Below are 22,078 nucleotides of genomic sequence, written 5' to 3'. Positions count from 1 at the left end.
CTAGTGCTGGAGCCGGAGGGGTAGTCGCTTGGTGTGTGCCAGCGTCGCGGATCCCGCACTGAGGTCAAAGGCCAGGGAAAACCGTCCAAATGAGTTTTTGATGTGGTCGGACATGGCTTGCTCGGCCGTCTCCGGATCAGCATTGGCGACGGCGGTGGCAATCTTTCGATGCTCATCGATCGTGGCAGGCCTGTCGAGGTCCCGGGGATACAAGCGGAAGATGTGCAAGTGGCAGTGGGTCTGTGCGTAGGCCTGCCCGATGACGGGGTTTCCGGTTGCCGTCAGGATCAATTCGTGGAACCGGGCATCGTGCGCCACCATATCCTGACGCAGATCCTGGTCCGGAGCCGCCGTGTCGACGAACTTTTCCACCTCCTGGAGGAGCCGGGTTCCGGGGTTGGAAAGCCTGTCTACTGCTACCGCCCGGGCCGCCCACGGTTCGACGAGCAGCCGGAACTCAAAGAGATCATGCAGACCCTGAAAATCCAGGAGGGCCGTAGTGCTGTATCCCCTGCCCGGTGCGTAAACAATCAGGTTGTCCCCCTCGAGGCGCTGCAACGCTTCACGAACCGGCGTTTGGGACACGCCAAAGGTCCGCGAAATGGCCTCGATGTTGATTCGCGAGTCCGGCGCGATTTCCCCGGACATGATGGCCGCGCGAAGCAACGTGTACACCTCACCCGTGGGGACCTTGGCGTGGTCTACGGGAGTCCTATCTGGCATCAGGCTCCTCCGTCTCTCCGTAAGCGTGGCCTCAACGAAGCATATGTGATCGGCCGCTGCCCAGCACTTTACACACGATCCCACCCGCGCCGACGCGCACATGGCCCGGCTGGCAACACCGATTGCTTGACTCAGATCACACCCTATATATAATTACGAGTATTCCTATAGGATCTGATCTCTTACGAATACCAACCGCACACGGTACCCCGGATCCGCCGGGTGATCACCCGGCTTGCATTCGGCGGACTGGGCATCACCTTTGGAACGCCACACCCGCATTCACCAGCTCATTCGTTAGGAATCAAAATGACAGTCATCACCGGGGTGGACGTAGTCGACGTCCGCTTCCCCACATCGCTGACCGCGGACGGCTCTGACGCCATGAACAAGGACGGCGACTACTCCGCCGCCTACGTCGTCCTCCATACCGACGATCCGCAGCTCTCGGGCTACGGGTTCACCTTCACGATTGGCCGCGGCAACGATCTTTGCGTCGCCGCCGCCGAACAGCGTGCGCTGCCGTTGATCGGACGCAGCGTCGAGGAGATCACGTCGGACCTTGGCGGCATCTATCGCGAGCTGCAGTCCGACTCCCAGCTGCGCTGGCTCGGTCCGGAGAAAGGCGTCATTCACCTTGCCCTTGCCGCGGTCATGAACGCCGTGTGGGACCTGGCCGCACGACGGGCCGGTAAGCCGCTGTGGAAACTGCTGGCCGAGATGACCCCGGAAGAACTCGTCGACGCCGCGGACATGCGTTATCTCTCGGACGCACTCACGCGCGATGAAGCACTGGAGCTGCTGAGGAACCTCGAAGGAACACGCAAGGACCGGATCGCGCAGTTGGATGTGTCCGGATACCCGTCGTACACCACGTCTGCTGGCTGGCTCGGCTACTCCGACGACAAACTCCGCATGCTCTGCCAGGAGGCCGTGGACTCGGGCTACCGTCACATCAAGCTGAAGGTCGGCGCCGATCTTCAGGACGACATCCGCCGCTGTTCAATCGCCCGCGAAGTCATTGGCGACGACGCCCACCTGATGATTGACGCCAATCAGGTCTGGGATGTTCCGGAGGCCATCGAATGGGTCAGTGCCCTGGCCGAATTCAAGCCGCTGTGGATCGAAGAGCCCACCAGCCCTGACGATATTCTCGGGCACGCAGCGGTCCGGAAGGCCGTGGCACCGATCGGCGTAGCCACCGGCGAGCACGGAATGAACCGTGTCCTGTTCAAGCAGTTGTTCCAGGCCGAGGCCATCGATTACTGCCAGCTGGACGCCTGCCGGCTGGGCAGCGTCAACGAGGTTCTCTCCGTGCTGTTCATGGCAGCCAAATTCGGGGTCCCGGTTTGCCCGCACGCAGGCGGCGTGGGCCTCTGCGAGCTGGTGCAGCACCTGTCGATCTTCGACTTCGTTGCCGTCTCGGGAAGCCTGGAGGGACGGGTCACCGAGTTCGTTGATCACCTCCACGAGCATTTCGTCGATCCCTGCATCGTGCGCGACGGCGCGTACATGCTGCCGTCCCTTCCCGGATACAGCGCCGAGATGTTCGAGACCACCCTGGCCGAGTTCTCATTTCCCGCGGGCTCGTACTGGGGTAAAACCAGGAACGCCGCTCCCGTCAGCGTCTAAGTCACCCGCGGCGCCGGGCCTGTCCCGGCCCCACAAAGCCTCCCAGCAAAGGAAGAAGCCATGCCAGCGGCAACATACATCGGCAACAGCACCATCAACATCGTCGAGAGCAGTCAGCGCCCGCCTGCGCCGGGCGAGGTCCAGATCGACGTCGCCTTCACTGGAATCTGCGGGACCGATCTTCACATCCTGCACGGCAACATGGACTCCCGGGTCACCTTTCCGGCGGTCATCGGGCACGAAATGTCCGGCCGCATCTCAGCACTCGGCGAAGGCGTCAGCGGCTGGAATCTGGGCGACCCGGTCACGGTCATGCCCCTTGACTGGTGCGGGGACTGCCCGGCGTGCAAGGCCGGACATCAGCATATTTGCCAGAACCTGAACTTCATCGGCATCGATTCGGCGGGCTCGCTGCAGAAGCAGTGGAACGTTCCGGAGAACGTCCTTGTCAGGTTGCCGGATTCCCTGCGCCTGGATCACGCCGCACTGGTTGAACCCGTTGCGGTTTCGGTCCACGACGTCCGCCGCGCCGAGATTCAGCCGGGCGAGAAAGCCGTCGTCATCGGCGGCGGACCCATCGGCGTCCTCATCGCCACCACTGCCCGGCACGCCGGCGCCGAGGTTGTTGTGCTGGAACTCGACGGCGACCGCCGCGCCATGATCCAAGAGCTGGGCTTTGCAGTACTGGACCCGCAGACGCAGGACCAGGTCGAATGGGTCAACACGTGGACAGGCGGCGCCGGCGCCGACGTCGTCTTCGAGGTTTCCGGGGCTGCAGCCGCGGTGCTGGGAGCGACCGCGCTGGCAAAGGTGCGGGGCCGGCTCGTGATCGTGGCCATCCACCCCCAGCCCCGGCCCGTGGACCTGCAGCGGGTGTTCTGGCGCGAACTGACCATCGTGGGCGCCCGGGTCTACGAACGCCGGGACTTCGAAACCGCGGTAGAGATGCTGGCTGCCGGTGTCATACCGGCCGATCAGATGATCACCGGAACCGTTCCACTCGAGCGGACGGCTGATGCCTTCAGCCGGCTCGCTGCCGGCGACGCCATGAAAATCCTCGTCGACTGCCAGGCGGTACCGGCGTGAGCACACATCCCTTCGACCTGACCGGGAAGCTGGCTGTTGTCACCGGAGCGAAGCGCGGGCTGGGCCGGGCCATGGCCGAGGCCCTGGCCGCCGCCGGAGCCGACATCATCGGCGTCAGCGCGACCCTGGAGGCCGAGGGCAGCGAGGTCGCCCAGGCGGTCGAGTCACTCGGGCGCACGTTCAGCGCCCGCACCGTCGACTTCTCGGACCGGGCCGCCGTCGGCGCCCTTGGCGCTGAACTTGCCGCCATGGAGCGGCCTGTCGACATCCTCGTCAACAACGCGGGCACAATCGAGCGGGCACCTGCGGCAGAGCACCCGGACGACCTCTGGGACCATGTGCTGCAGGTGAATTTGTCCTCGCAGTTTGTGCTGAGCCGCGAAATCGGCCAGTCCATGATCCAGCGCGGCGCCGGGGGCAAGATCATTTTCACCGCGTCCCTGCTGAGTTTCCAGGGCGGCATCAACGTCCCCGGCTATACCGCCGCCAAATCCGGCATCGCCGGACTGACCAAGGCGCTGTCCAACGAATGGGCGGTCCACGGCATCAACGTCAACGCGATCGCACCCGGGTATATCGCCACGGACAACACGGAGGCGTTGCGCAACGACCCCAGCCGGTCCCAAGCAATATTGGACCGCATCCCGGCCGGCCGCTGGGGCACTGCCGATGACATGGCCGGGGCCGTCGTCTTTCTGGCCAGCCGCGCCTCGGACTACGTCTCCGGCACGGTGCTATCCGTGGACGGCGGTTGGCTGGGACGATGACTCACACCTCGACAGCAACCGTCACCGGGATGCTCGCTGAAATCCAGATTGTTCCGGTGGTGGTCCTGGATGACCCGGCCGGGGCGAACGAACTCGCCGACGCCCTGGTTGCAGGCGGAATTCCCTGCGCCGAGATCACCTTCCGCACGCCGGCCGGCCTGGAAGCGCTGAAAGCGCTGCGCGGGCGCACCGATCTCCTGCTCGGTGCCGGAACTGTGCTGAACGCCGCGGATGTGGATCTCGCCGCCGATGCGGGGGCGAAGTTCATCGTCAGCCCCGGGTTCGGAGCCGACGTCGTCACACGGTGCCGTGAACGCGGAGTCACCGCCATCCCGGGAGTCGCAACAGCCTCAGAACTGCAGGCAGCTGTAGCCGCCGGCCTCCGGCACGTGAAGTTCTTCCCCGCCGAACAAGCAGGCGGCCTGCCGATGCTCAGCGCGCTCTCTGGCCCCTTCCCCGAGGTGCGGTTCATGCCCAGCGGCGGCCTGCGCCCGGACAACGTGAACACCTATCTCGACCATCCTGCTGTGTTCGCTGCCGGCGGCAGCTGGATGGTCCCCCGCGCGGCGATTGTTGCGGGCAATTTCCAGGAAATTGCCCGGCTGTGCGCTGAAACCCGTTCAGCGCTGGCCGAGCATCACCGCATGGACAAGGGATCGATCAGATGCCTCTGACGGTCAAGACAGACGCGTCCTACGATGCCGTGGCACTGGGTGAGATCATGCTGCGTCTGGATCCGGGCGCGGGACGGATCCGCACGGCCCGTCAATTCGACGTTTGGGAGGGCGGCGGCGAGTACAACGCGATCCGTGCACTGAGCCATGTCTTCGGGCAGCGGACGGCGGCCTTGTCAGCACTCGTCGACAATGACATCGGACATCTCATCGAAAGCCTGGCCCGCGCCGGCGGCGTGGACACATCCCTCCTTAAGTGGGTCCCGTATGACGGTCTGGGACGTGATGCCCGCAACGGGCTGAACTTCACAGAACGAGGCTTTGGCATTCGCGGCGCGCGCGGCGTCTCCGACCGCGGAAATACGGCAGTTTCGCAAATGCGCGCCGACGACGTCGACTTCGAGGACCTCTTCGGCGTGCGCGGCGTCCGCTGGTTCCACACCGGCGGCATCTTCGCCGGGCTCTCCGAAAACTCCTGTGCGACTGCGATCGCCGCCATGACTTCCGCCCGGAAACACGGCACGGTTGTCTCAATTGACCTCAACTACCGTCCGAGCCTCTGGGCAGACCACGGAGGCCAGGAGCGGGCCGCCGACGTATTCACGCAGCTAACCGAAGCCGCCGACGTCGTCATTGGGGGTGAAACCGACTTAGTCGACAGGCTTGGCATCGAATCTCCCTCCGAGGCCCTGGTTGGAGCGGCGCGTTTCACCTCGATCGCCTCCCGGACACTGGTCCGGTTTCCCAATCTGGGCATGGTGGCCACCACCACCCGCAGGGTCAGCAGCGCCAGCCGGAACGACTGGCAAGGCATGTGCCACACAGCAGCGACGGGAACCGTTACCTCCCGGGAACGGATGGACCTGGAGATTCTGGACCGGGTTGGTGGCGGGGACGGATTCGCGTCCGGCCTTATCTACGGTTTGTTGCAGGGACTCCCTGTTCAAGAAGCCGTTGAAATCGGTGCCGCCCACGGTGCATTGGCCATGACAACGCCCGGCGACAATTCCATGGCGACCCTGACGGAAGTCCTGACGGCGGCTCAAGGACAGCGCACGTTCACGAACCGGTAGGCACACCACTCAGTCGCACGCCTGGGGTGGGCGGACCTTCCTACTTATCGTGCTGTCGGCTTATCGTGCTGTCGGCGCACCATCTCGGTGATCCATGTGGGCGCGAACGTCGGTGATCCAGGTGGGCGCGAACGGAGTCGTGCAGCCCGGGGAAGTCGGGTAGTCCTTGAGCACCTCCAGGCGCTCACCGATGTCGAGTGCACGGGCGCGGTGTTCGGCGTGCCACAGCGGGCTCGGCGGCACCGGCGACGTCGCCATCCTCTCCGCCTCCAACCGCATGAACCTTATGCCGTTCGCCCAGATTTCCACCCGCATCGGCGGCGTCACCACGGTCATCTCGGCAGCCTCGCTGATCCACCTGACGGCGTCCTGACCGTCCCGGATACAACAGGAGAAGCGGACGACGGCGGGACCTCCCGCCGTCGTCCGCTTGCGTTTGGTGCCGTGCCCTTACTGGTTAGGCCGCCAGCGGCGAGTCGAAAAGCTGCTCGGCAAGCCGGATGAGGTGGCGGGGAGCGTCTGATTCATCTCCGCGGCTTCCGTGGCCAAGGAACACCGCCGTCCCGTTGAGGGTGTCGTCGAGGTGGACGCCTGCTTCGCGGATGAGCACTTCTGCCCGGTCGTTCTGGGCCAGGCGGTAGCCCTCGTCGTTCAAGTAGACATGCCAGTCGCTGCTGGTGATGGATTCAATGTTTCCAGCAACCAGTCGCTGCAGTGCTGCCATGTCCGTGTCCACGGTTTCGATGCGCACCGGTTGAGTGGGGTGCGCCGGGACGATCAGGGCGTTGTAGGTGGTGTTCATGGTCTTGTCCTTGTGACTGAAACGAATGGCGTGGGGTCCCAGCGGCGGCGGGAGCGGTGCGGGCAGCCGAATGGGGCTAGGAGTCTCGCATTCGGCTGCCCGCAGTTTATTAGCGCTGGTTTTTGCGCGGCTTTACGAACTGAATTTCACTAGTTTCGTTTTTAGCTCTTTTGTCGGCTCTCTTTTCGAGAATCGATTTTTCCGCTTTTTTGGCGCTGACCCTTTTGGGAGATTTTCCTGACAGCGGAATCACACACCTTTCTATGCCGTGCATCTACCCCATACCATACACACTTATATATTTAATGCCAGTTCCCGGAAAAACACCACAAGCTTCGAAAATCACCGCATGGCGCATCCACACATGCCTGGCGCCGCCGGTAGTCACGCCCTGTTGCGCCCAGTAGCCGCCATCACGATTTTGCATATTCTCGGGTTAAAGGCGTGCGCGGGAAATGTCGATTTCCCCACATCGCCGGATCCGCTCTCTCACGTTGGCCGTCCAAGGGATCCTTTATTAGACATAGAGGCCTCGCGTGCTGGACGACGCTATTCTTGCCGCGGTTCAGAACATTAATCTCCGCTTTCTAAATTGGCCGACATCCTGCCGCCGTGGGTCTTCAACGTGGTCACCGGCCGCGGCTCCGTCGTCGGTCCCGCCTCTCCGAACACCCGGACGTGGACATGATTGCGCTCACCGGGTCGGTCAACAGCGGCCGGCCGTTTCCCGAGGAGCCGCCGAATCACTCAAACACGTCCACCTCGAGCTCGGCGACAAGGCCCCCGGTGGTGATCTTCCCCGACGCCGACCTGCGGCCGCGGCAACGTCCTTGCGGGCTGCTGGCTACTGCAATTCGGGCAATGCGGAGCAGCATGCCGGGTGCTTCTCCACGAATCCGTTGCCTCTGCCGAATGCTCACGCGAGGAGATCATCGGGCCGGTCGTCACCATCGAAACCTTGCCGGCGAAGAAGAAGCGATCGCCCGCGCCAATGACGTGCCTTCGGCCTCGCCGCCTCGGTCTGGACCCACGTCGCCCGACGCAGCCATGACGTGGCATCCAAGATCGACGCCGGCACGGTCTGGGTCAATTCACACCTTGTGCTTGCCAACGAGGTCCCGTGCGGCTTCAAGGGCTTCGGCTATGGAGGCGACTTGTCCATCTACGCACTGGATGACTACTCCCGCACCAAAAACCTCATGCACAACCGCGGGCGCTGACAGGACCAAGGAACGGACGACGGCGGGACGTCCCGCCGTCGTCCGCGACTCGCCGAGGAACCGCAGCAGGAACGGGACGGTGGCGTGCATCGTCCGAAGCTCCCCGCCGCTGGCGGCCTGCTCGCCGACGTAGTCACCATGGCCGCCGGGGAGACCAGCAGGCGGCCGCCCGGGATTGCGCTGGCCATCCGCGCGGCAATTGAGCCGCAGGATTAGCATCTGTGAGTCCGAAGCGATCCCGGTGCAGAATCTGCGGCATAGGGCTCCGGTGGGCATCCCGGATTCTCACTTTGGTCAGCTCCGTTGTCGGCGTTCGCGTTCGGTCCTGCCGTGGATAGTTCACCGCTCCTGATGTTCGCGCGTCTGCCCGAAAGTCACATCATCGCTGTGGGGGACTGTGAAGGAATCGTGGTCGTTTGTCTCGCGATGACGGGCGGCGGATCGAGTCGCTCTCGGGGCTTCCGCCATCTGCCGTTCCACATGATCCTTTACAGCATCTTGACTGGTTTACGGCTGAGCCCGTATGCGGCTCTATTCGAGGATGGTGCGGTAGATCCCGGTGTGGTCCAGATCGCCGCTGCCGGCGGAGATCATTTTTTCGAAAGCACTCTTGACGCTCATGGAGAGCGGCAGCTCCATGTCCAGGTCGGCGGCGATTTCAGTCACAAAGGTAAGGTCCTTGAGCTGGTTTTTGGCGGACCCGCCCCCTTCGAAGTCTTTCTCGATCCACCGTCGCCCTTTTTGCCGTAGGACTTCGGAGTTTGCGAGGCCGCCGGCGAGGACGGATTGCACCTTCTCGAGGTCCAGTCCGGTCGCGGTCGCGAGTGCCATCGCCTCGGACACGGCCGTGACTGTTGCGGCGACGACGATCTGGTTACATGCCTTCACGGTCGAGCCGGCGCCAGTCTTGCCGAACCAGACAACGGTCGAACTGTACAGCTCGAACAGCGGCGTGAGCCGGGCTACGACGGAGCCAGGTCCCCCGACCATGGTGCTGAGCCGGCCTTCTTCCGCCCCGATGGTCCCCCCGCTCAGCGGTGCATCTAGGACGGTCACTCCATGGTTCCTGAGGCAGTCGTCGGCAAAAGCAGCGACCGCTACGGGCGACACCGTGCCGTGGATGACGAGGACGGGGTCGAGGATTCCCGCCGCCCTCCATCCTGCCAGCAGACCGTCTGCTCCGGGGAGGAAGGCCACGACCTGGGCGAGGTCGGGCAGCACGGTCAGGACGACATCGCTGGCAGCATCAGCCGGGGAGGCCACGACACGTCCTCCGGCGATGGCCTTGGCTTTCGCGGCCGTGCGGTTCCAGAGGGTGAGCGGGACCCCACCGGCTAGGATGTTCCGTGCGATGGGCGCACCCATCGGTCCTGTGCCGAGGAGGGCGACCGACATCGGGGACTCGGACTCGGGCGTCCGGAATAGTTGTGCAGTCATCGGCTTAGAACGGGATGAGTCCGGCGAGGGCGGGCAGGAACGTACTGAACCACGGGACGGCAGCCAGCACAAGGAGCCCTAGGAATACTGCGACGAGGTAAGGCCAGAAGTGCTTGAGGCTCCTTTCCACGGTTTCATGCGCGGTCGCGCAGGCTACGTAGAAGCCGACGCCCGCCGGGGGCGCGAAGGAGCCGATGCCCATGGAAATGATCAGCACCATGGCGTATTGCACCGGGTTGACTCCGAAGTCCACGGCGATCGGGAGGAGCAGCGGCGCGAAGATCAGAACCGCCGGAAGGCCCTCGAGTAGCTGGCCCATGATGATCAGCAGGACAACAGTGAAAAGCATGAACAGCACCGGCGAATCTCCCAGCCCTGACATGAGGTCGTGGATCTGCTGCGAGACGCCGGCCAGGGCGAGCGTTTGGGCGAGCGGCGAGGCCGCGGCGATGATGAACAGCACCATTCCCGCGGTGGTCGTGGTTTCGCGGAGCGTGTCGCCGAGCAGGCGCTTGCTGCCGCGGCGGTACGCGGCGGCGAGGATGAAGGCGTACGCGACGGCGACGGAAGACACCTCGGTGGGTGTCGCGAAGCCGCTCAGGATCCCGACCACCATGCCCACGGGGAGCAGGAGCGTCGGAATAGCGAAGAAGGTAGCGGAGCCGCGGGCCCGCCAGCTTGCCTTGGGGCTGGCCACCCCGCCTTGTTTGCGGGCGCGGAAGAAAACGAGTCCCATGACCACCAGGGCCAGGAACGCGGCGGGCACGAAGCCGGCCAGGAACAGTGTGGTGGTGGAGATGGTGGTGATGGATCCGAGGATGAGCAGCACGATGCTCGGAGGGATGGTTTCGCCCATGATGGCCGAGGCGGACAATACAGCGACGACTTCCCCACGGGGGTACTTGCGTTCTTCGAGCATGCCCCGCATCGTCGTGCCCACGGCCGCGACGTCCGCGACCTTGGACCCGGAGATGCCGGAGAAGATGTACATCGTCACCACGACCACCTGGAGGAGGCCGCCGCGCAGGTGCCCGATGAGCGCATCGACGAGTTTGGCCAGCGGGAGCGTCAGTCCGGCGGAGTTCATCACTGTTCCGGCGAGGATGAAGAACGGGATGGCGAGAAGGACGAAGCCCTTCGCCCCTGAGGCCATCCCGATCGGGATGGCACTGACCTCTGCGATGCCGCCCAGGTAGAGGTAGATCCCGGATGCCAGTGCGAGGACGAAGGCGATCGGCAGGCCCAGGAAAAGCAGAATGAACAGCACGGCGAGGACCACGCCGAGGAGAACATTCGGGGATGCGTAGTAGAAGAGCGGCTGGCTCAGAAGGACCAGAACGATCAACAGCCCGGCGATGCCGGCCGCGACGATTACGGGGCGACGCTCCTGCCGCGACAGCTTGACGAGGGCAAACCACGCGATGAGGACCATGCCGACCGAGAAGGGCAGCGAGACCCAGAAAACGGGCAACTGCAGGATGGGGGTTTTTTCCTCGATCTGCTGGACGAGGGTCGGAACGAAAAGCGCAAATGCCCCCGCACTCATGACGAAGACGAGGCAGTCGACGAGCGCCGCCAGATAGGGCTTCCACGCCTCCGGGAGGCGCATGATGAGGGCCTGGACGGACATGTGCGCGCCTTTGGGATACGCGATGGCACCGCCTATGAACGCGATGGTCAGCAGCGCAATTTCCGACACTTCCTGGGTCCAGAGCACCGAATCACCGGTGATGACCCTGACCATGATGTTAAGCAGGATGACGACGAGCTCGGCGAGGATCGCCGCGCCCACAGTCCCTTCAAGGGCCTTGTCGAGCCAGACGGCGCCGCTCCAGCGCGGCGGGACGTGACCGTGGTGCAGGATCTCTTCCGCGTCAGACGGGAGGACCTCCTCGAGTTCCTCGGGAGCGAGGGAGCGTTTCATGTTCTTCCAGACTGTCGACGTTGAGAGCGGGATGTTGGCGGGAGGGCCGGAGCGCCATTGGCGCCCCGGCCCCGTGGGCGGTTAGTTGGAGGCGGTGAAAGCGATCGCCTGATCGAAGAATTCCTTGCCGATCAGCTCGGAGAACTTCGGGTAAAGGCCCCTGGAAGCGGCTTTGAATTCTTCAAGACCCGAGGCGCTGAGCTCGTTGGCCTTCATGCCCTTGGCAGTGAGTTCGTCCAGCTGTTTCTTCGACTGCTCAGAGTCGTAGCCGGTCTTGAACGTCGCCGTTTCGACCGAGGCGTCGGTGAGGGCCTTCTTTTGGTCCTCGGAGAGCGTGCCCCACTTTTTAGATGAAAGGGCAAGGACCCAGGCGTCGTTGATGTGGTTGGTCAGCGACACGTACTTCTGCACCTCGGAGAACTTATTGGTCCACGGCACCTCGATCGGGTTTTCCTGACCGTTGATCGTTCCCGTCTGCAGGCCCGTGAAGACCTCGGAGAAGGCCATGGTGGTCGGGCTTGCGCCCAGCGTCCCGAAGAAATCGGTCCAGAGCGGGTTGCCAGGGACACGGATTTTCAGGCCCTTCAGGTCCGAGGGCTGTTCGATCGGACGCACCGAGTTTGTGATCTCACGGCCGGTCCTGGTCAGGAAGCTGAGCGCAACAGTGTCCTTTTGGGCCAGCTTTTCTTTCAGCACCTGGCCGGGCTTGCCGTTGAGGAAAGCAGCCTCCTCGGTGGTGTCCTTGAACAGGTAGGGGATGCTGACTCCGTTCATTTCCGGCACCACGGACGCGTATACGGACGTCGAGAGGCCAGGGCCCCGACCGAGGGCAGGTAGCCGGATCGGCTTCGAGCAGTGCGCCGATCAATGGTTTCTCCGGAGCTGCGTCGGGTAGCAGCAGGTGGTTCCGGCGGCGCGGGTGATGATTTTCCCGGCGGTGGCGAAGAGCCGGCAGCGCCAGCGTTTGATGTCCCAACAACCCTGCAGCGAAACAATCATTGACCAGCGATACTTACCGACATATCGTTAACTATCGCCGATGATCGGCGCCATCAGAGAAACGCAAATGAAATGGAGGGACGATGCCGTTATGAATGGCGACGATAAATTCACAGACAGCGGGCCCACGCTGGGACGCTTCGGGCGCGGCAGGAGCCGTCGCGGACCCCACGGACACGGCGGTTTCGGGCCGGGCCGCGGGTTTGGGCCGGAATTCGGCCCGGGCATTGGTCCCGGGTTTGGCCCCGGCGGTTCACGCCGGGCCAACAGGGGCGATGTTCGTTCGGCGATACTTTCCCTCCTGGCCGAATCACCCTCCAACGGCTACGGCCTGATCAAGACAATCGCTGAAAAGACGTCTGGCGCCTGGCGTCCCAGCCCTGGCTCCGTATACCCGACGCTGCAACAGCTCGTTGATGAAGAGCTCATCGAGCCGGCAGGTGACGGCCGGCGCACTGAGTTCGCGCTCACCGATGCGGGTAAGGCCTACGTGGCCGATCACGCCGAAGAGCTGGGGAACGCGTGGAACACCGATCCTCAGGGATCCGGCCCGGCGTTCCATCAGAGCGTGGGAAAACTGATGGGGGTCATCCACCAGTTCCGCTTCTCGGCCACCGAGGAACAACGCAAGGCCGCGATGGAAAAAATCGATGAGACCCGCCGCGCGCTCTACCACATCCTCGCCGACTAACGCCGCCGTTTCAGAGCTCCTGCAGCCGTCAACAGGCGACCGCAGGAGCTCCGTGGGTTCTTAGTCAGCCTGAGCCCGCTCATACCGCATAAGTGCACCCACGGTTGATGAGGCGACCCTTCCTGTCGCACCATCGAACCCCGCTAAACCCCCGCCACACGGGCCGCGACAAGCGCTGCGAAGAAATGTTGAACAGCTCTGCCGGCTGGCCCTCATGGAGTTCGACGACGCGGAAAAGCTCGCGCTTAGGCGCTGGGCCAGCGGCGGGCTCCTGGAGTCCACGCCGAACGACAGCTCCCGCGCCCGGCGATTTCAGGCAGCCTCATAAGGTTGCGGCTTCTTCCTCCGCCAGGACAGCGCACGTCCACGAACCGGTAGGCACTCCAGTCAGTCGCACGCCGGGGGTGAGCGGACCTTCCTACTTATCGTGCTGTCGGCTTATCGTGCTGTCGGCGCACCATCTCGGTGATCCAGACGGGCGCGAACGGAGACGTGCAGCCCGGGGAAGTCGGGTAGTCCTTGAGCACCTCCAGGCGCTCACCGATGTCGAGTGCACGGGCGCGGTGTTCGGCGTGCGCGATCCCGATCTGCGCCAGGCAGTTATTCATCGCCCACTGCAGGCGATCCGGGGCGTCCTTCATCTCCGCCTCGATGACATCGAGCAGTCCTGCGAGGTCCAGGCCATCAGGCTTTTTCGCCACGCGTTCGGCGGTCAGCGCCCAGCCGGCACTCGCGACCACTGAACCCGGATCGGCGGACCAGGCCAGCCGCAGCTCTTCGGCGTGCGGGTTCTTCTTCACCAGGTAGTTCACGAGCCAGTCGTGCACCTTGGGAATGCGCGCCTCGCGCAACATGGCGTCCAACTCATCACGCCCGAACGCCTTTGGGCGGCAGATCAGGATGGCCAGCAGTCTCGCCGCGGTGTCACCCGTCTCCCAGAGCTGGCGCGCGAGTTCCTGCTGCGTCTTCAGCTGCTTCGCGAGCGCGCGCAGCTTGCTGAGGTTCACACCGTGATCGTCACCGTGTTTCTCGTTCACCTCGCGTGCCTTCGGGTCCTCGAGCGCGGCCAGCTCGGCCATCACCCCGGCCACCGATGTCTCGGTCAGAGTCGTTTCGGTCACTTCAGCCTCCTGTCCATCACGTGCGAGATTCAGCCTACGACGGAAGTCGGCCTCCCGTCGTACACGCCGGTTCGACGGCGGAATCCCACCGGACGAGATCGCCGAACTCCTTCAAGGTCGCCCGGAGCATGGTGTACCGAATCGTCCAAAGACGCCCCACTGGGGTCACGCGGTGTCGATGCCGCCAGATACGGCGATGGCAGCCTCGGAACTCGCTGCCGCGTGGACCAGACATGTTGAACAGCTCTGCCGGCTGGCCCGCACGGAGTTCGACGACGCCGAGAAGCTCGCGCTCAGGCGCTGGGCCGGCGGCGGGCTCCTGGACTCCACGCAGACCGACAACTCCCGCGCCCGGCGATTTCAGGCAGTGTCATAAGGTTGGGGCTTCTTCCTCCGCCAGTCTGATCAAACGCAGTTCGTCCTCCACCGCACGGGAAGGCCAATAGTCCTTCGCCAGCTCATCTGCCCGGACTCTGTCTGCTGCCGGGAAGAACTTGCCGAACAGTCCGGCGGCCTGAAGCAGGGCGATCAGCGCCGTGGTTCTGGCATCGGGTGCCTTGGAATCAGACTTGGCGGGAGCGTGCGTTTTGGCATCGGGCGCTGTGGCATCAGACGCCCCGGCATCGGGCGCCTTGGCATCAGGCTTCGCGGGTTCCCACGGTTCACCGCTCAGTGCGGCCTGGATCTTTTGCAGGATCGCAGCTTCCGGAGCGTGGTCCTTCTCCGGGTACCGCACGGCCCGGAACCGACCCAGGTGCTTTTCGCCGACATGTTCCACGATGCCCAGGGACGCCATCCCCTCGTAGACACGCTGCACTTCGGCGCGGCCCTCCAGCATCGAGACCCACCGCTTGGGAGTGTGCGGCCGAGATTTGCCACGGATGAGCTCCAGCTCGCGCTGGAAGTCCGTTTGCGGGGCGGTGCCGGTAGCCCTGACGCGCTTCCCCTGCAGCCCGATTGCACCGATCAGGTCCAGCTCGGCCAATATTGCCCCTGCCAAAGTGGTCCTGAGTGCGTACACCGGCACTTCAGGTTTGCCGTCTTTGTCTTTCGTTGCCAGAAGGAGGAAGGCCTGGGGAAGGTTCAGTTCCGCCGCCTTCGGTGTTTCAGCGTTCATACGAACATCGTGGCGCAGTCGGGCAGCCACCACAATGAGGATTTACAAGCGTCGGCGTCTGCATTGCGCTGCCGCTGGCCAGCCGCTTCCAAAAGTTTTGCGGCCGCAGTGAGCGGACGACGGCGGGACCTCGCCGTCGTCCGCTGGTGCTTGGCGCGGTGCTTACAGGGCACTCAGCCTGACGCGGCCCCTCGCAGATCGGACGTGCTGATCGACGAGAACCGGGTTGCCGTCCGGGTCCAGGACGATAAAGCTCGCCGGCCCCGCCGTTTCCGCGTCCGCCCCAAAAAAGGAACTCCGTGCCCTTGGCTTTCAGTTCCCGCTGGAGCTCGCGCACATCGGTGAACGGGTACACCGCCTCCGCGTTCTGGTTCCAGCCCGGGTTGAACGTGAGCATGTTCAACTCAAACATCCCTTGGAAGAGGCCGATGACAGTCTCACCGTTCTTCAGGATCAACCAGTTCTGGGTCATGTCCCCCCGAAACTGCTGAAGCGTAGTTTCTCGCAGAAGGCAGCGGATGCCGCGATGTCCTTGACGGCGAGGCTGGTGGAAAAGCGCCGAGCTGCATGTGTTGCTCCACTCTCCAGGGGCCGGATCATACCGATGATACCCGCGGCAATCTCGGCCGAGGCCGCGGACGGGCTCGGCATCACGGGCGGAGTTAAGAGCTCCGATCCGGTCCGGCCAAATCAATCAAACATCTTTGATCGATCTATCTAAATTGATATAATTTTAGCGTGAGCTACACCACATCCCGAGACGCTCAGGCGGTAGCGTCGGGGTTCCTCCGTTTGGCTGGGCACCCCGTGCGGTGGCAGCTGCTGGGCGAGCTGGCACGCAGCGACCGGCAGGTGCGCGAGCTAACGGCGCTGGTCGGTCAGAGGCAGAGCCTGACCTCCTACCATCTCGGCCAACTCCGCACAGGCGGGCTGGTGAGCATGCGGCGTAGCTCGGCCGACGGACGCGACACCTACTACAGCCTCAACCTGGCTTTGTATCGCGAACGGCTTGCCGAATCCGGCGCGGCGCTTCACCCCGGCCTGCGGCTGGTCCCGGCTGAGCTGACACTGCCGGCGGGCGCTCTTGGCCGGCCGCCGGGTCGGCCACCGGGTCAGTCGCCCGCGCAGTCACCCCTCCGGGTTCTGTTCCTCTGCACGGGCAATAGCGCCCGGTCCCAGATGGCCGAGGCGATCCTGGGGCGACTGGGTGGATCCCGGATCGAAGCCGCCAGCGCCGGTAGTCACCCCACAGACCTGCACCCCAACGCCGTACGCGTGATGCGTGAGCGGGGCCTGGACATTAGCGGCGCTCGTTCCAAGCATCTGAGTGAGTTCGCCGATCAGCGGTTGGACCTTGTGATCAGCCTTTGTGACCGCGTACGGGAAGTGTGCCCGGACTTCCCGGGGGCACCCGCGATGGTGCATTGGAGCCTCCCTGATCCGGCGGCCGAAGCAGCCAATCAGGAAAGTTACCCGGCGTTTGTTCGCACAGCAGACGAACTAACCACGCGGATCCATTTCCTGCTTTACGCAATCGAGTACTCCCAAACGAGTTCGGAAAGGAGCTAGAAATGCCCAACGACCTTACGGAGCTGGTCAGCGTCCGATACATGGTGGACGACGTCGATGCGGCGATCGACTTCTATACAAAGCACCTCGGGTTCACCCTCAGGATGAGCGCCGCACCGGCGTTCGCCGACGTCACCCGCGGCCGGCTGCGGCTTCTGCTGAGCGGGCCGAGTAGCTCGGCAGGCCGGCCAATGCCGGACGGCACGGTGCCGGCACCGGGAGGATGGAACCGTATCCACCTCATCGTGAGCGATATCGCGGCCGAGGTGGAGCGGCTGCGTGCCGCAGGCCTTGCCTTCCGAAATGACATTGTCACCGGCCCAGGCGGTCAGCAGATTTTGCTCGCAGACCCCTCCGGCAACGCAGTCGAGTTGTTCCAACCCGCCGGCGAGAAATAGATTCACACAGGCGAACGACGGCGGGGCCTCCCGCCGTCGTCCGCTTGCGTTGGGTGCCTCTCCCCTGCAGTGCCGGCCAGCCACCCAAACGAGATCACCGGTGGTATGGCCGTCCACAGCAGGGGGCTGCATGGCTGCCGGTCAGACGGCCGGCTGATGCTGGGTGATGCAATGGATGCCGCCACCCCGCGCGAAGATGGGGCGGGCATCGACCATCACCACCTTGCGGCCCGGATACGCCTGCTCCAGGATCCGGCGGGCTCCCGCGTCCGCGGGGTCATCGAAACTGCAGGCGATGACGCCGCCGTTCACCACCAGATGGTTGATGTAGCTGTAGTCAACCCAGTCGAGCTCGTCGCGCAGCGTGTCCGGGGCGGGCACCTCCACGATGTCCCAGGCCCGGCCCTGCGCATCCCGGGTCCCGGCGAGCATCGCGATGATATCGGCGGTGATCTCGAAGTCCGGGTGCGATGGATCGCGTTGGGAGTGGACCAGCAGCACGCCGGGTGCCGGGATGGCGGCCACGATGTCCACGTGCCCGCGGGTTCCGAGTTCCTGCGTGTCACGGGTCAGCCCGCGCGGCAGCCAGATGACGTGCGTGGCGCCGATGGTGCGGGCCAGCTCGGCTTCAACGTCAGCCTTGGTCAGGTGCGGGTTCCGGAACTTATCCAGCTGCACCGTCTCGGTGACCAGTACGGTGCCCAGGCCGTCCACCTGAATCCCGCCCCCTTCATTGACCAGCGGGCTGTCCAGCAGCTCCGCCCCGGCCAGCCTCACCACTTCCGCACCGACCCCGGAATCCTTGCCCCACGTGGCCCAGTCCTGCTGCCCCCAGCCGTTGAAGACCCAGTCCACCCCGCCCAGCCGGCCGTCGTCGCCGGTCACAAACGTGGGCCCGATGTCCCGCATCCAGGCATCATCGAGGGGCGCTTCCACCAGGTCAATGCCAGCCGAAAGATAGGTCCGCGCGGCAGCGATGTCCAGCGGGTCCACCACCATGGCGACCGGCTCGAATGCCGCCACAGCATGCGCCACGGCTGCCCAGGCCGTGCGGGCCTCATGGGTTTCCTCCGCGGTGTGCCCTATCGAGGATCGCTCCGGCGGAAATGCCATCCAGACCCTTTCCTGGCGGCCCGTTTCGCTCGGCATCATCCAGCTCATGGCTGCGCCGCGGTCTGCTTGGCGGATACCGCCCCGTACGGGCGGTCGAGATCGACTTCCCGGGTGAGTTCGGCGTAGGTGTCGGGGCGGCGGGTGGTCAGGAACGGGAAGAGGTCCAGCCAGTCCTTGCGCTGGTCCAGGTCGAGGTCGGCCACCAGGATGGCTTCGCGGTCCCGCGGCGCCTGGACCAGGACTCGGCCGTAGGGATCGGAAATGAACGAGGAACCGTAGAAGTTGATGTCGCCTTCGTCGCCCGTCCGGTTGGGGACCACCATGAACGTGCCGTTCGTGATGCCGTGGCCTGTGATCACGTGCTGCCACAGCGGCTGGTGGTCGAAGTCCGGGAAGGTCGGCTCCGAGCCGATGGCCGTGGGGTAGACCAGGATTTCCGCGCCGGCCAACGAATACAGCCGGGCGACCTCCGGGAACCATTCGTCCCAGCAGGTGGGGAGTCCGACGGCGGCCCCGTCCAGTTCCGCGGGGCGGTACACGGGGTAGGCGTCGACGGCCGGTCCGGCGCGGAAGTACGTGTCCTCGTAGTAGCCGGCGCTGACGGGAATGTGGGTCTTGCGGGTGCGTGCCAGCAGCTCGCCCTGGGGCGAGACGAGGATGGCGGTGTTGAAGCCCAGTCCGTCGTTTCCGTCTGAGCGCTCGTAGAGCGAGGCGTGGACGGTGACGCAGTGTTTCCGGGCCGCGTTGGCGGCGAACTCGAAGGTGGGGCCGTTGAGCAGGACTTCGGCATTCCGGGCGGGGTTGCTGCCGGCCCGGACGTTGGCGGGATATTTGGACAGCGTCAGTTCCGGCAGGAACACGGCCCTGGCTCCGGCGTCGGCGGCTTTGCCGATGGCCTCGGTCAGCACCGACGCAAGTTCGGCGGCGTTTTCCCGCCAGTGGTGCTGGACCAGGGCCACGCGGAGGGGCCGGCGGGTGCTTTCCTGGCTCCGGGCGAAGGATACGGGCGGTTCGGTGTTGGCGGTGATGTCCATGGTGGTGCTTCCTAACGGGACCCTAGGGGTCCTTGCATGATCGCGGGATTCCGTTGGAATCGCGTCGCTTGATAGGTGGGTGAGAGTTGGGTTGGTGGTTCATTTGCCCAGACCCTGTCCGGAAGGTTCCTGCAAGGTGGCCGGGCGTGGTGTGGTGAGTGAGCCGATGGCCGTCGTCAACAGGGAACGCGCGTGGTCTGTGGTGATGAAACCGTTGAGCCAGCGGCCGGAGATCCCTTCCACCAAACTGGTGAGGATCTCCGCAGTGACTGCGGCCTCGTCGTCGCTGGTGCCTTCGCTGGCGGCCACGATGGCCTGGGCGATCTCGCGGTTCCATTCCTGCGTTGTCCTGGACAGCGGTTCTGCCAGTTCCTGTTCGAAGATAGAGCAGGCGCGGAGTTCGTTCCAGGCCACCGAATTCCGGCGGACATCTGCGTCGTCCTTGATTTCGTCAAGGAGCAGGTGCCTGAAGTGCCGGGCGCGGTCTTCGGCGTCAGGGGAGGCGGGAGCGGCGTCGTCCTTGCTGACCTGCTTGTTGATGTGTTCAAGCGTTGCGGCAAGCAGGCCGGCCCGGTCGGTGAAGTGGTAGTACAGGAGGCCCGGCGAAACTCCGGCTTCTGCAGCCACATCGTTGACCCGCATTCCCCGGACGCCGTTCCTGGCGATGCAGGTGGTGGCGGCGGTGAGGATCTTGGCTAGTTTGTCAGTCATGGTTTGACAGTAATACGTGCTCACCCCGCTCCGGTGCGGCGTCGGCCGGGGAGGCAGGCGGTTCGGGCCAGAGCCGGAGCGCCGCGAGATAGCCGACGGCTCCGATGACTGTGGAGCCAAGGAAGCTGAGGTCGATTCCCCCGGCGAGCTGCGAGAGCGGGCCGGTGTAGAGGGATGTGTCCGTGGCCAGCAGGCCGAAGACTGATCCGATGGCCCAGGGGATCACGGCCCGGAGGTTCCAGCCGTTGCTGAACCAGTACCGTCCTCGCGGTCCGTTGGCGCGGAAGAGCTGGAGGTCTGCGGCGTGGTATTTGCCGCGGCGGGCGATCAGGAAGCCCAGGACGTTGATGGCCACCCAGGGGCCGGCGAATCCGTTGAGCACCAGCGTCATGGCGGTGATGGAGTCCACCGCGTTGAACACGAAGACACCAAGGTAGAGGAGTCCGACGGCGATCACCGACGTGATGAGCGTGGTGTGGATGCGGCGCAGGCGCGGGAAGAGGGCTTCGAGGTCCAGGCCGCTGGCGTAGAGGTTGAGCACGCCCTGGCCGAGACCGCCGGCCAACGCGATGATGAGGATCGGCAGCAGATACCAGGCCGGCGCGGACCGCACCAGGTCGGCGACGTATGAGCCGCCGAGTTCCGGAATAGCCGAGGCGGTGAAGGCGCCGAAGAGGGCAGTGACAAACAGGCCCAGGAACACACCAAGGCAGGTGGCGCCGACCACGGACCGGTCCGAGTGGAGCTTTCCGGAGATGCGCCGGCTGTAGTCGCCCAGCGTCGGCGCGTAGGACAGCGGGCCTCCGACGGAAATGACTGCGGACAAAATCCAGGTGGGCCAGAAGTCGCCCAGAAGGTATTCGGCGTGCACGGAGGTGGGGCTGAACGTGGGAGCGAAAGCAACGACGCCGATGAGCAGCAGAATGCCGACCACCGGGGCGACAAATTTCTGCATCGCCACCACTGTGCCGTGGCCAAAAAGCGCAACCAATACGATTTCCACGGAGATCACGGCGTAGCCGACGGCCAGCGTGGTGCCGTCAACAGGCACGCCCAGCAGCCGCTCGGCGGCGGCAACCAGCGCGTCCCCCGAAGTCCAGACCGCGATGGCGGCGTAGGCAAGGGCGAACAACAGGGTCAGGGCGGAACCGATCAACCTCCCCCGGGTGCCGAAGTGTGCGGCGCTGGAAACGGTGTTGTTGGTGCCGGTCCGTGGCCCCAGGAGAGCCATCGGGGCGATCAGGGCCGTACCGACGAGGAGACCGGTGAGGCTGGCCGTGGCGGCGCCGACGAAGTCCAGGCCGAAGGTGATGGGAAGCCAGCCGAAAACGATGACCGAGAAGGCAAAGTTGCCGCCGAAGAACACGGTGAACAGGTTCCGGGGGCGGGAGGTGCGTTGTTCGTCGGGAATGAACTCAATGCCGGCCGACTCAATGCGGCCGAAGCGGTCCTTGTGCGCGGATGCGGCACCGGCGGAATCCGCGTCTTTGCGGAAGCGCGTGCTGATCATGGCAAGCCTTTCGTGAGCTGCATCACGTTGATGCATGCATCAACCATAAGCCTGACTGAATTTTCAGTCAATAGCTGGCAAGGGCAACGCGCATCCCGGCCACCATGCGGCACCGGGCAGGTGAACACGCCTATCCGGTTTCCCCAGGCGTGCGGGCAGTCACGCATCCTGCAGCACCGTCCCCATCCGCCAGCGCAGCTCGTTGCGGGTCATCGTCTACGAGAAGTAGGTACACACCGAGCGGACGACGGCGGGACTTTCCGCCGTCGTCCGCTGCGTCGCGGAGGCCGCCGACCGCCTCGGCCGCAGCAAAATGTCCATTCACCGGCTATTGGGCTCCGGCCAGTTGACCTCGGCTGGGACAGCAGGGAAAACCATTCTCATCGACAGGTCCGCGGTTGAACGACTCGCCGCTACAGGGACCCGCCGTGGTCGGGCATGGACAGCAAAGACCGCTTGGGCTGCTCTGGCCCTGCT

23 protein-coding genes are annotated in these 22,078 nt (G+C 64.4%); 12 read left to right on the top strand and 11 right to left on the bottom strand.

The features are described 5' to 3' along the window. Positions 1-723 carry a GntR family transcriptional regulator gene (locus tag ABIB26_RS09035; RefSeq protein ID WP_354241573.1) on the bottom strand — a complete coding sequence of 241 codons (723 nt, stop codon included), beginning with the start codon at positions 721-723 and terminating at the stop codon, positions 1-3. Positions 724-1,032: 309 nt separating this feature from the next. On the opposite strand from ABIB26_RS09035, the gene ABIB26_RS09030 reads away from it, so the two are divergent. The 6 genes from ABIB26_RS09030 (at position 1,033) to ABIB26_RS09005 (ending at position 6,328) form a co-directional block, all read left to right on the top strand. Further along, a complete protein-coding gene (locus ABIB26_RS09030; RefSeq protein ID WP_354241571.1) occupies positions 1,033-2,355 on the top strand; it encodes an L-fuconate dehydratase in 1,323 nt (440 codons plus the stop codon). Positions 2,356-2,415: 60 nt separating this feature from the next. Next, positions 2,416-3,441, top strand: coding sequence for a zinc-dependent alcohol dehydrogenase (locus tag ABIB26_RS09025; RefSeq protein WP_354241569.1), 1,026 nt, complete (start codon positions 2,416-2,418; stop codon positions 3,439-3,441). After that, positions 3,438-4,208, top strand: a complete 771-nt coding sequence (kduD, locus tag ABIB26_RS09020; protein ID WP_354241567.1) for a 2-dehydro-3-deoxy-D-gluconate 5-dehydrogenase KduD — start codon at positions 3,438-3,440, stop codon at positions 4,206-4,208. The genes ABIB26_RS09025 and kduD overlap by 4 nt, the downstream gene beginning before the upstream one ends. Then, positions 4,205-4,882, top strand: a complete 678-nt coding sequence (gene eda, locus ABIB26_RS09015) for a bifunctional 4-hydroxy-2-oxoglutarate aldolase/2-dehydro-3-deoxy-phosphogluconate aldolase (protein WP_354241566.1) — start codon at positions 4,205-4,207, stop codon at positions 4,880-4,882. Before kduD ends, eda begins: the two co-directional genes overlap by 4 nt. Continuing rightward, complete coding sequence (locus ABIB26_RS09010; RefSeq protein ID WP_354241564.1) at positions 4,873-5,955, top strand: sugar kinase; 1,083 nt, start codon at positions 4,873-4,875, stop codon at positions 5,953-5,955. The genes eda and ABIB26_RS09010 overlap by 10 nt, the downstream gene beginning before the upstream one ends. A gap of 190 nt (positions 5,956-6,145) precedes the next feature. Continuing rightward, complete coding sequence (locus tag ABIB26_RS09005; RefSeq protein ID WP_354241562.1) at positions 6,146-6,328, top strand: 2-hydroxycarboxylate transporter family protein; 183 nt, start codon at positions 6,146-6,148, stop codon at positions 6,326-6,328. A gap of 84 nt (positions 6,329-6,412) precedes the next feature. On the opposite strand, the gene ABIB26_RS09000 is transcribed toward ABIB26_RS09005, so the two are convergent. Continuing rightward, positions 6,413-6,757: a DUF3846 domain-containing protein gene (locus tag ABIB26_RS09000; protein ID WP_354241560.1), complete on the bottom strand. Its 345-nt coding sequence runs from the start codon at positions 6,755-6,757 to the stop codon at positions 6,413-6,415. Positions 6,758-7,809: 1,052 nt separating this feature from the next. Between ABIB26_RS09000 and ABIB26_RS08995 the strand changes: the two genes are divergently transcribed. Continuing rightward, positions 7,810-7,977 (top strand): hypothetical protein, encoded by a 168-nt coding sequence (locus ABIB26_RS08995; protein WP_354241558.1) that lies wholly within the window; start codon positions 7,810-7,812, stop codon positions 7,975-7,977. Between the two features lie 84 nt (positions 7,978-8,061). Then, a complete protein-coding gene (locus ABIB26_RS08990; protein ID WP_354241557.1) occupies positions 8,062-8,193 on the top strand; it encodes a hypothetical protein in 132 nt (43 codons plus the stop codon). Positions 8,194-8,508: 315 nt separating this feature from the next. Here ABIB26_RS08990 and ABIB26_RS08985 read toward each other — a convergent pair whose 3' ends face one another. The 3 genes from ABIB26_RS08985 to dctP all read right to left on the bottom strand — a co-directional run bounded on the left by ABIB26_RS08985 (position 8,509) and on the right by dctP (position 12,181). Further along, complete coding sequence (locus ABIB26_RS08985; protein WP_354241556.1) at positions 8,509-9,414, bottom strand: NAD(P)-dependent oxidoreductase; 906 nt, start codon at positions 9,412-9,414, stop codon at positions 8,509-8,511. Between the two features lie 4 nt (positions 9,415-9,418). Beyond that, positions 9,419-11,338, bottom strand: coding sequence for a TRAP transporter large permease (locus ABIB26_RS08980; RefSeq protein ID WP_354241555.1), 1,920 nt, complete (start codon positions 11,336-11,338; stop codon positions 9,419-9,421). 81 nt (positions 11,339-11,419) lie between these two features. Beyond that, a complete protein-coding gene (gene dctP, locus ABIB26_RS08975) occupies positions 11,420-12,181 on the bottom strand; it encodes a TRAP transporter substrate-binding protein DctP (RefSeq protein ID WP_354241942.1) in 762 nt (253 codons plus the stop codon). A 247-nt stretch (positions 12,182-12,428) separates the two neighbouring features. On the opposite strand from dctP, the gene ABIB26_RS08970 reads away from it, so the two are divergent. After that, positions 12,429-13,028: a PadR family transcriptional regulator gene (locus tag ABIB26_RS08970; protein WP_354241939.1), complete on the top strand. Its 600-nt coding sequence runs from the start codon at positions 12,429-12,431 to the stop codon at positions 13,026-13,028. 422 nt (positions 13,029-13,450) lie between these two features. On the opposite strand, the gene ABIB26_RS08965 is transcribed toward ABIB26_RS08970, so the two are convergent. Further along, on the bottom strand, positions 13,451-14,149 hold the full coding sequence (locus ABIB26_RS08965) for a DNA alkylation repair protein (protein WP_354241554.1): 699 nt from the start codon (positions 14,147-14,149) through the stop codon (positions 13,451-13,453). Positions 14,150-14,345: 196 nt separating this feature from the next. Here ABIB26_RS08965 and ABIB26_RS08960 point away from each other — a divergent pair, with 196 nt between their 5' ends. Beyond that, entirely contained in the window at positions 14,346-14,525 is a 180-nt protein-coding gene (locus tag ABIB26_RS08960; RefSeq protein ID WP_354241553.1) for a hypothetical protein, read from the top strand. Here the strand turns inward: ABIB26_RS08960 and ABIB26_RS08955 are convergent. Beyond that, the gene (locus ABIB26_RS08955; RefSeq protein WP_354241552.1) at positions 14,520-15,266 is read right to left on the bottom strand and encodes a GOLPH3/VPS74 family protein; all 747 of its coding nucleotides are present in this window, start codon (positions 15,264-15,266) and stop codon (positions 14,520-14,522) included. The genes ABIB26_RS08960 and ABIB26_RS08955 overlap by 6 nt on opposite strands. Before the next feature lie 738 nt (positions 15,267-16,004). On the opposite strand from ABIB26_RS08955, the gene ABIB26_RS08950 reads away from it, so the two are divergent. Next, positions 16,005-16,835, top strand: a complete 831-nt coding sequence (locus tag ABIB26_RS08950; protein ID WP_354241550.1) for an arsenate reductase/protein-tyrosine-phosphatase family protein — start codon at positions 16,005-16,007, stop codon at positions 16,833-16,835. A gap of 2 nt (positions 16,836-16,837) precedes the next feature. Beyond that, positions 16,838-17,233, top strand: coding sequence for a VOC family protein (locus tag ABIB26_RS08945; RefSeq protein ID WP_354241548.1), 396 nt, complete (start codon positions 16,838-16,840; stop codon positions 17,231-17,233). Between the two features lie 141 nt (positions 17,234-17,374). On the opposite strand, the gene ABIB26_RS08940 is transcribed toward ABIB26_RS08945, so the two are convergent. The 4 genes from ABIB26_RS08940 to ABIB26_RS08925 form a co-directional block, all read right to left on the bottom strand. After that, positions 17,375-18,394, bottom strand: coding sequence for an agmatine deiminase family protein (locus tag ABIB26_RS08940; protein ID WP_354241546.1), 1,020 nt, complete (start codon positions 18,392-18,394; stop codon positions 17,375-17,377). Continuing rightward, positions 18,391-19,380 (bottom strand): nitrilase-related carbon-nitrogen hydrolase, encoded by a 990-nt coding sequence (locus ABIB26_RS08935; RefSeq protein ID WP_354241545.1) that lies wholly within the window; start codon positions 19,378-19,380, stop codon positions 18,391-18,393. Before ABIB26_RS08935 ends, ABIB26_RS08940 begins: the two co-directional genes overlap by 4 nt. 99 nt (positions 19,381-19,479) lie before the next feature. Continuing rightward, positions 19,480-20,091: a TetR/AcrR family transcriptional regulator gene (locus tag ABIB26_RS08930; protein WP_354241543.1), complete on the bottom strand. Its 612-nt coding sequence runs from the start codon at positions 20,089-20,091 to the stop codon at positions 19,480-19,482. Then, positions 20,084-21,601 (bottom strand): purine-cytosine permease family protein, encoded by a 1,518-nt coding sequence (locus tag ABIB26_RS08925; protein WP_354241542.1) that lies wholly within the window; start codon positions 21,599-21,601, stop codon positions 20,084-20,086. Before ABIB26_RS08925 ends, ABIB26_RS08930 begins: the two co-directional genes overlap by 8 nt. Positions 21,602-22,078: the final 477 nt, after the last annotated feature.

The sequence above is a fragment of the Arthrobacter sp. UYEF20 genome (assembly GCF_040546335.1).
In the GTDB taxonomy this organism is placed as follows: domain Bacteria; phylum Actinomycetota; class Actinomycetes; order Actinomycetales; family Micrococcaceae; genus Arthrobacter.
Note: the sequence above shows the minus strand (reverse complement) of the source record. Positions and strands in the feature narration are given on the sequence as shown.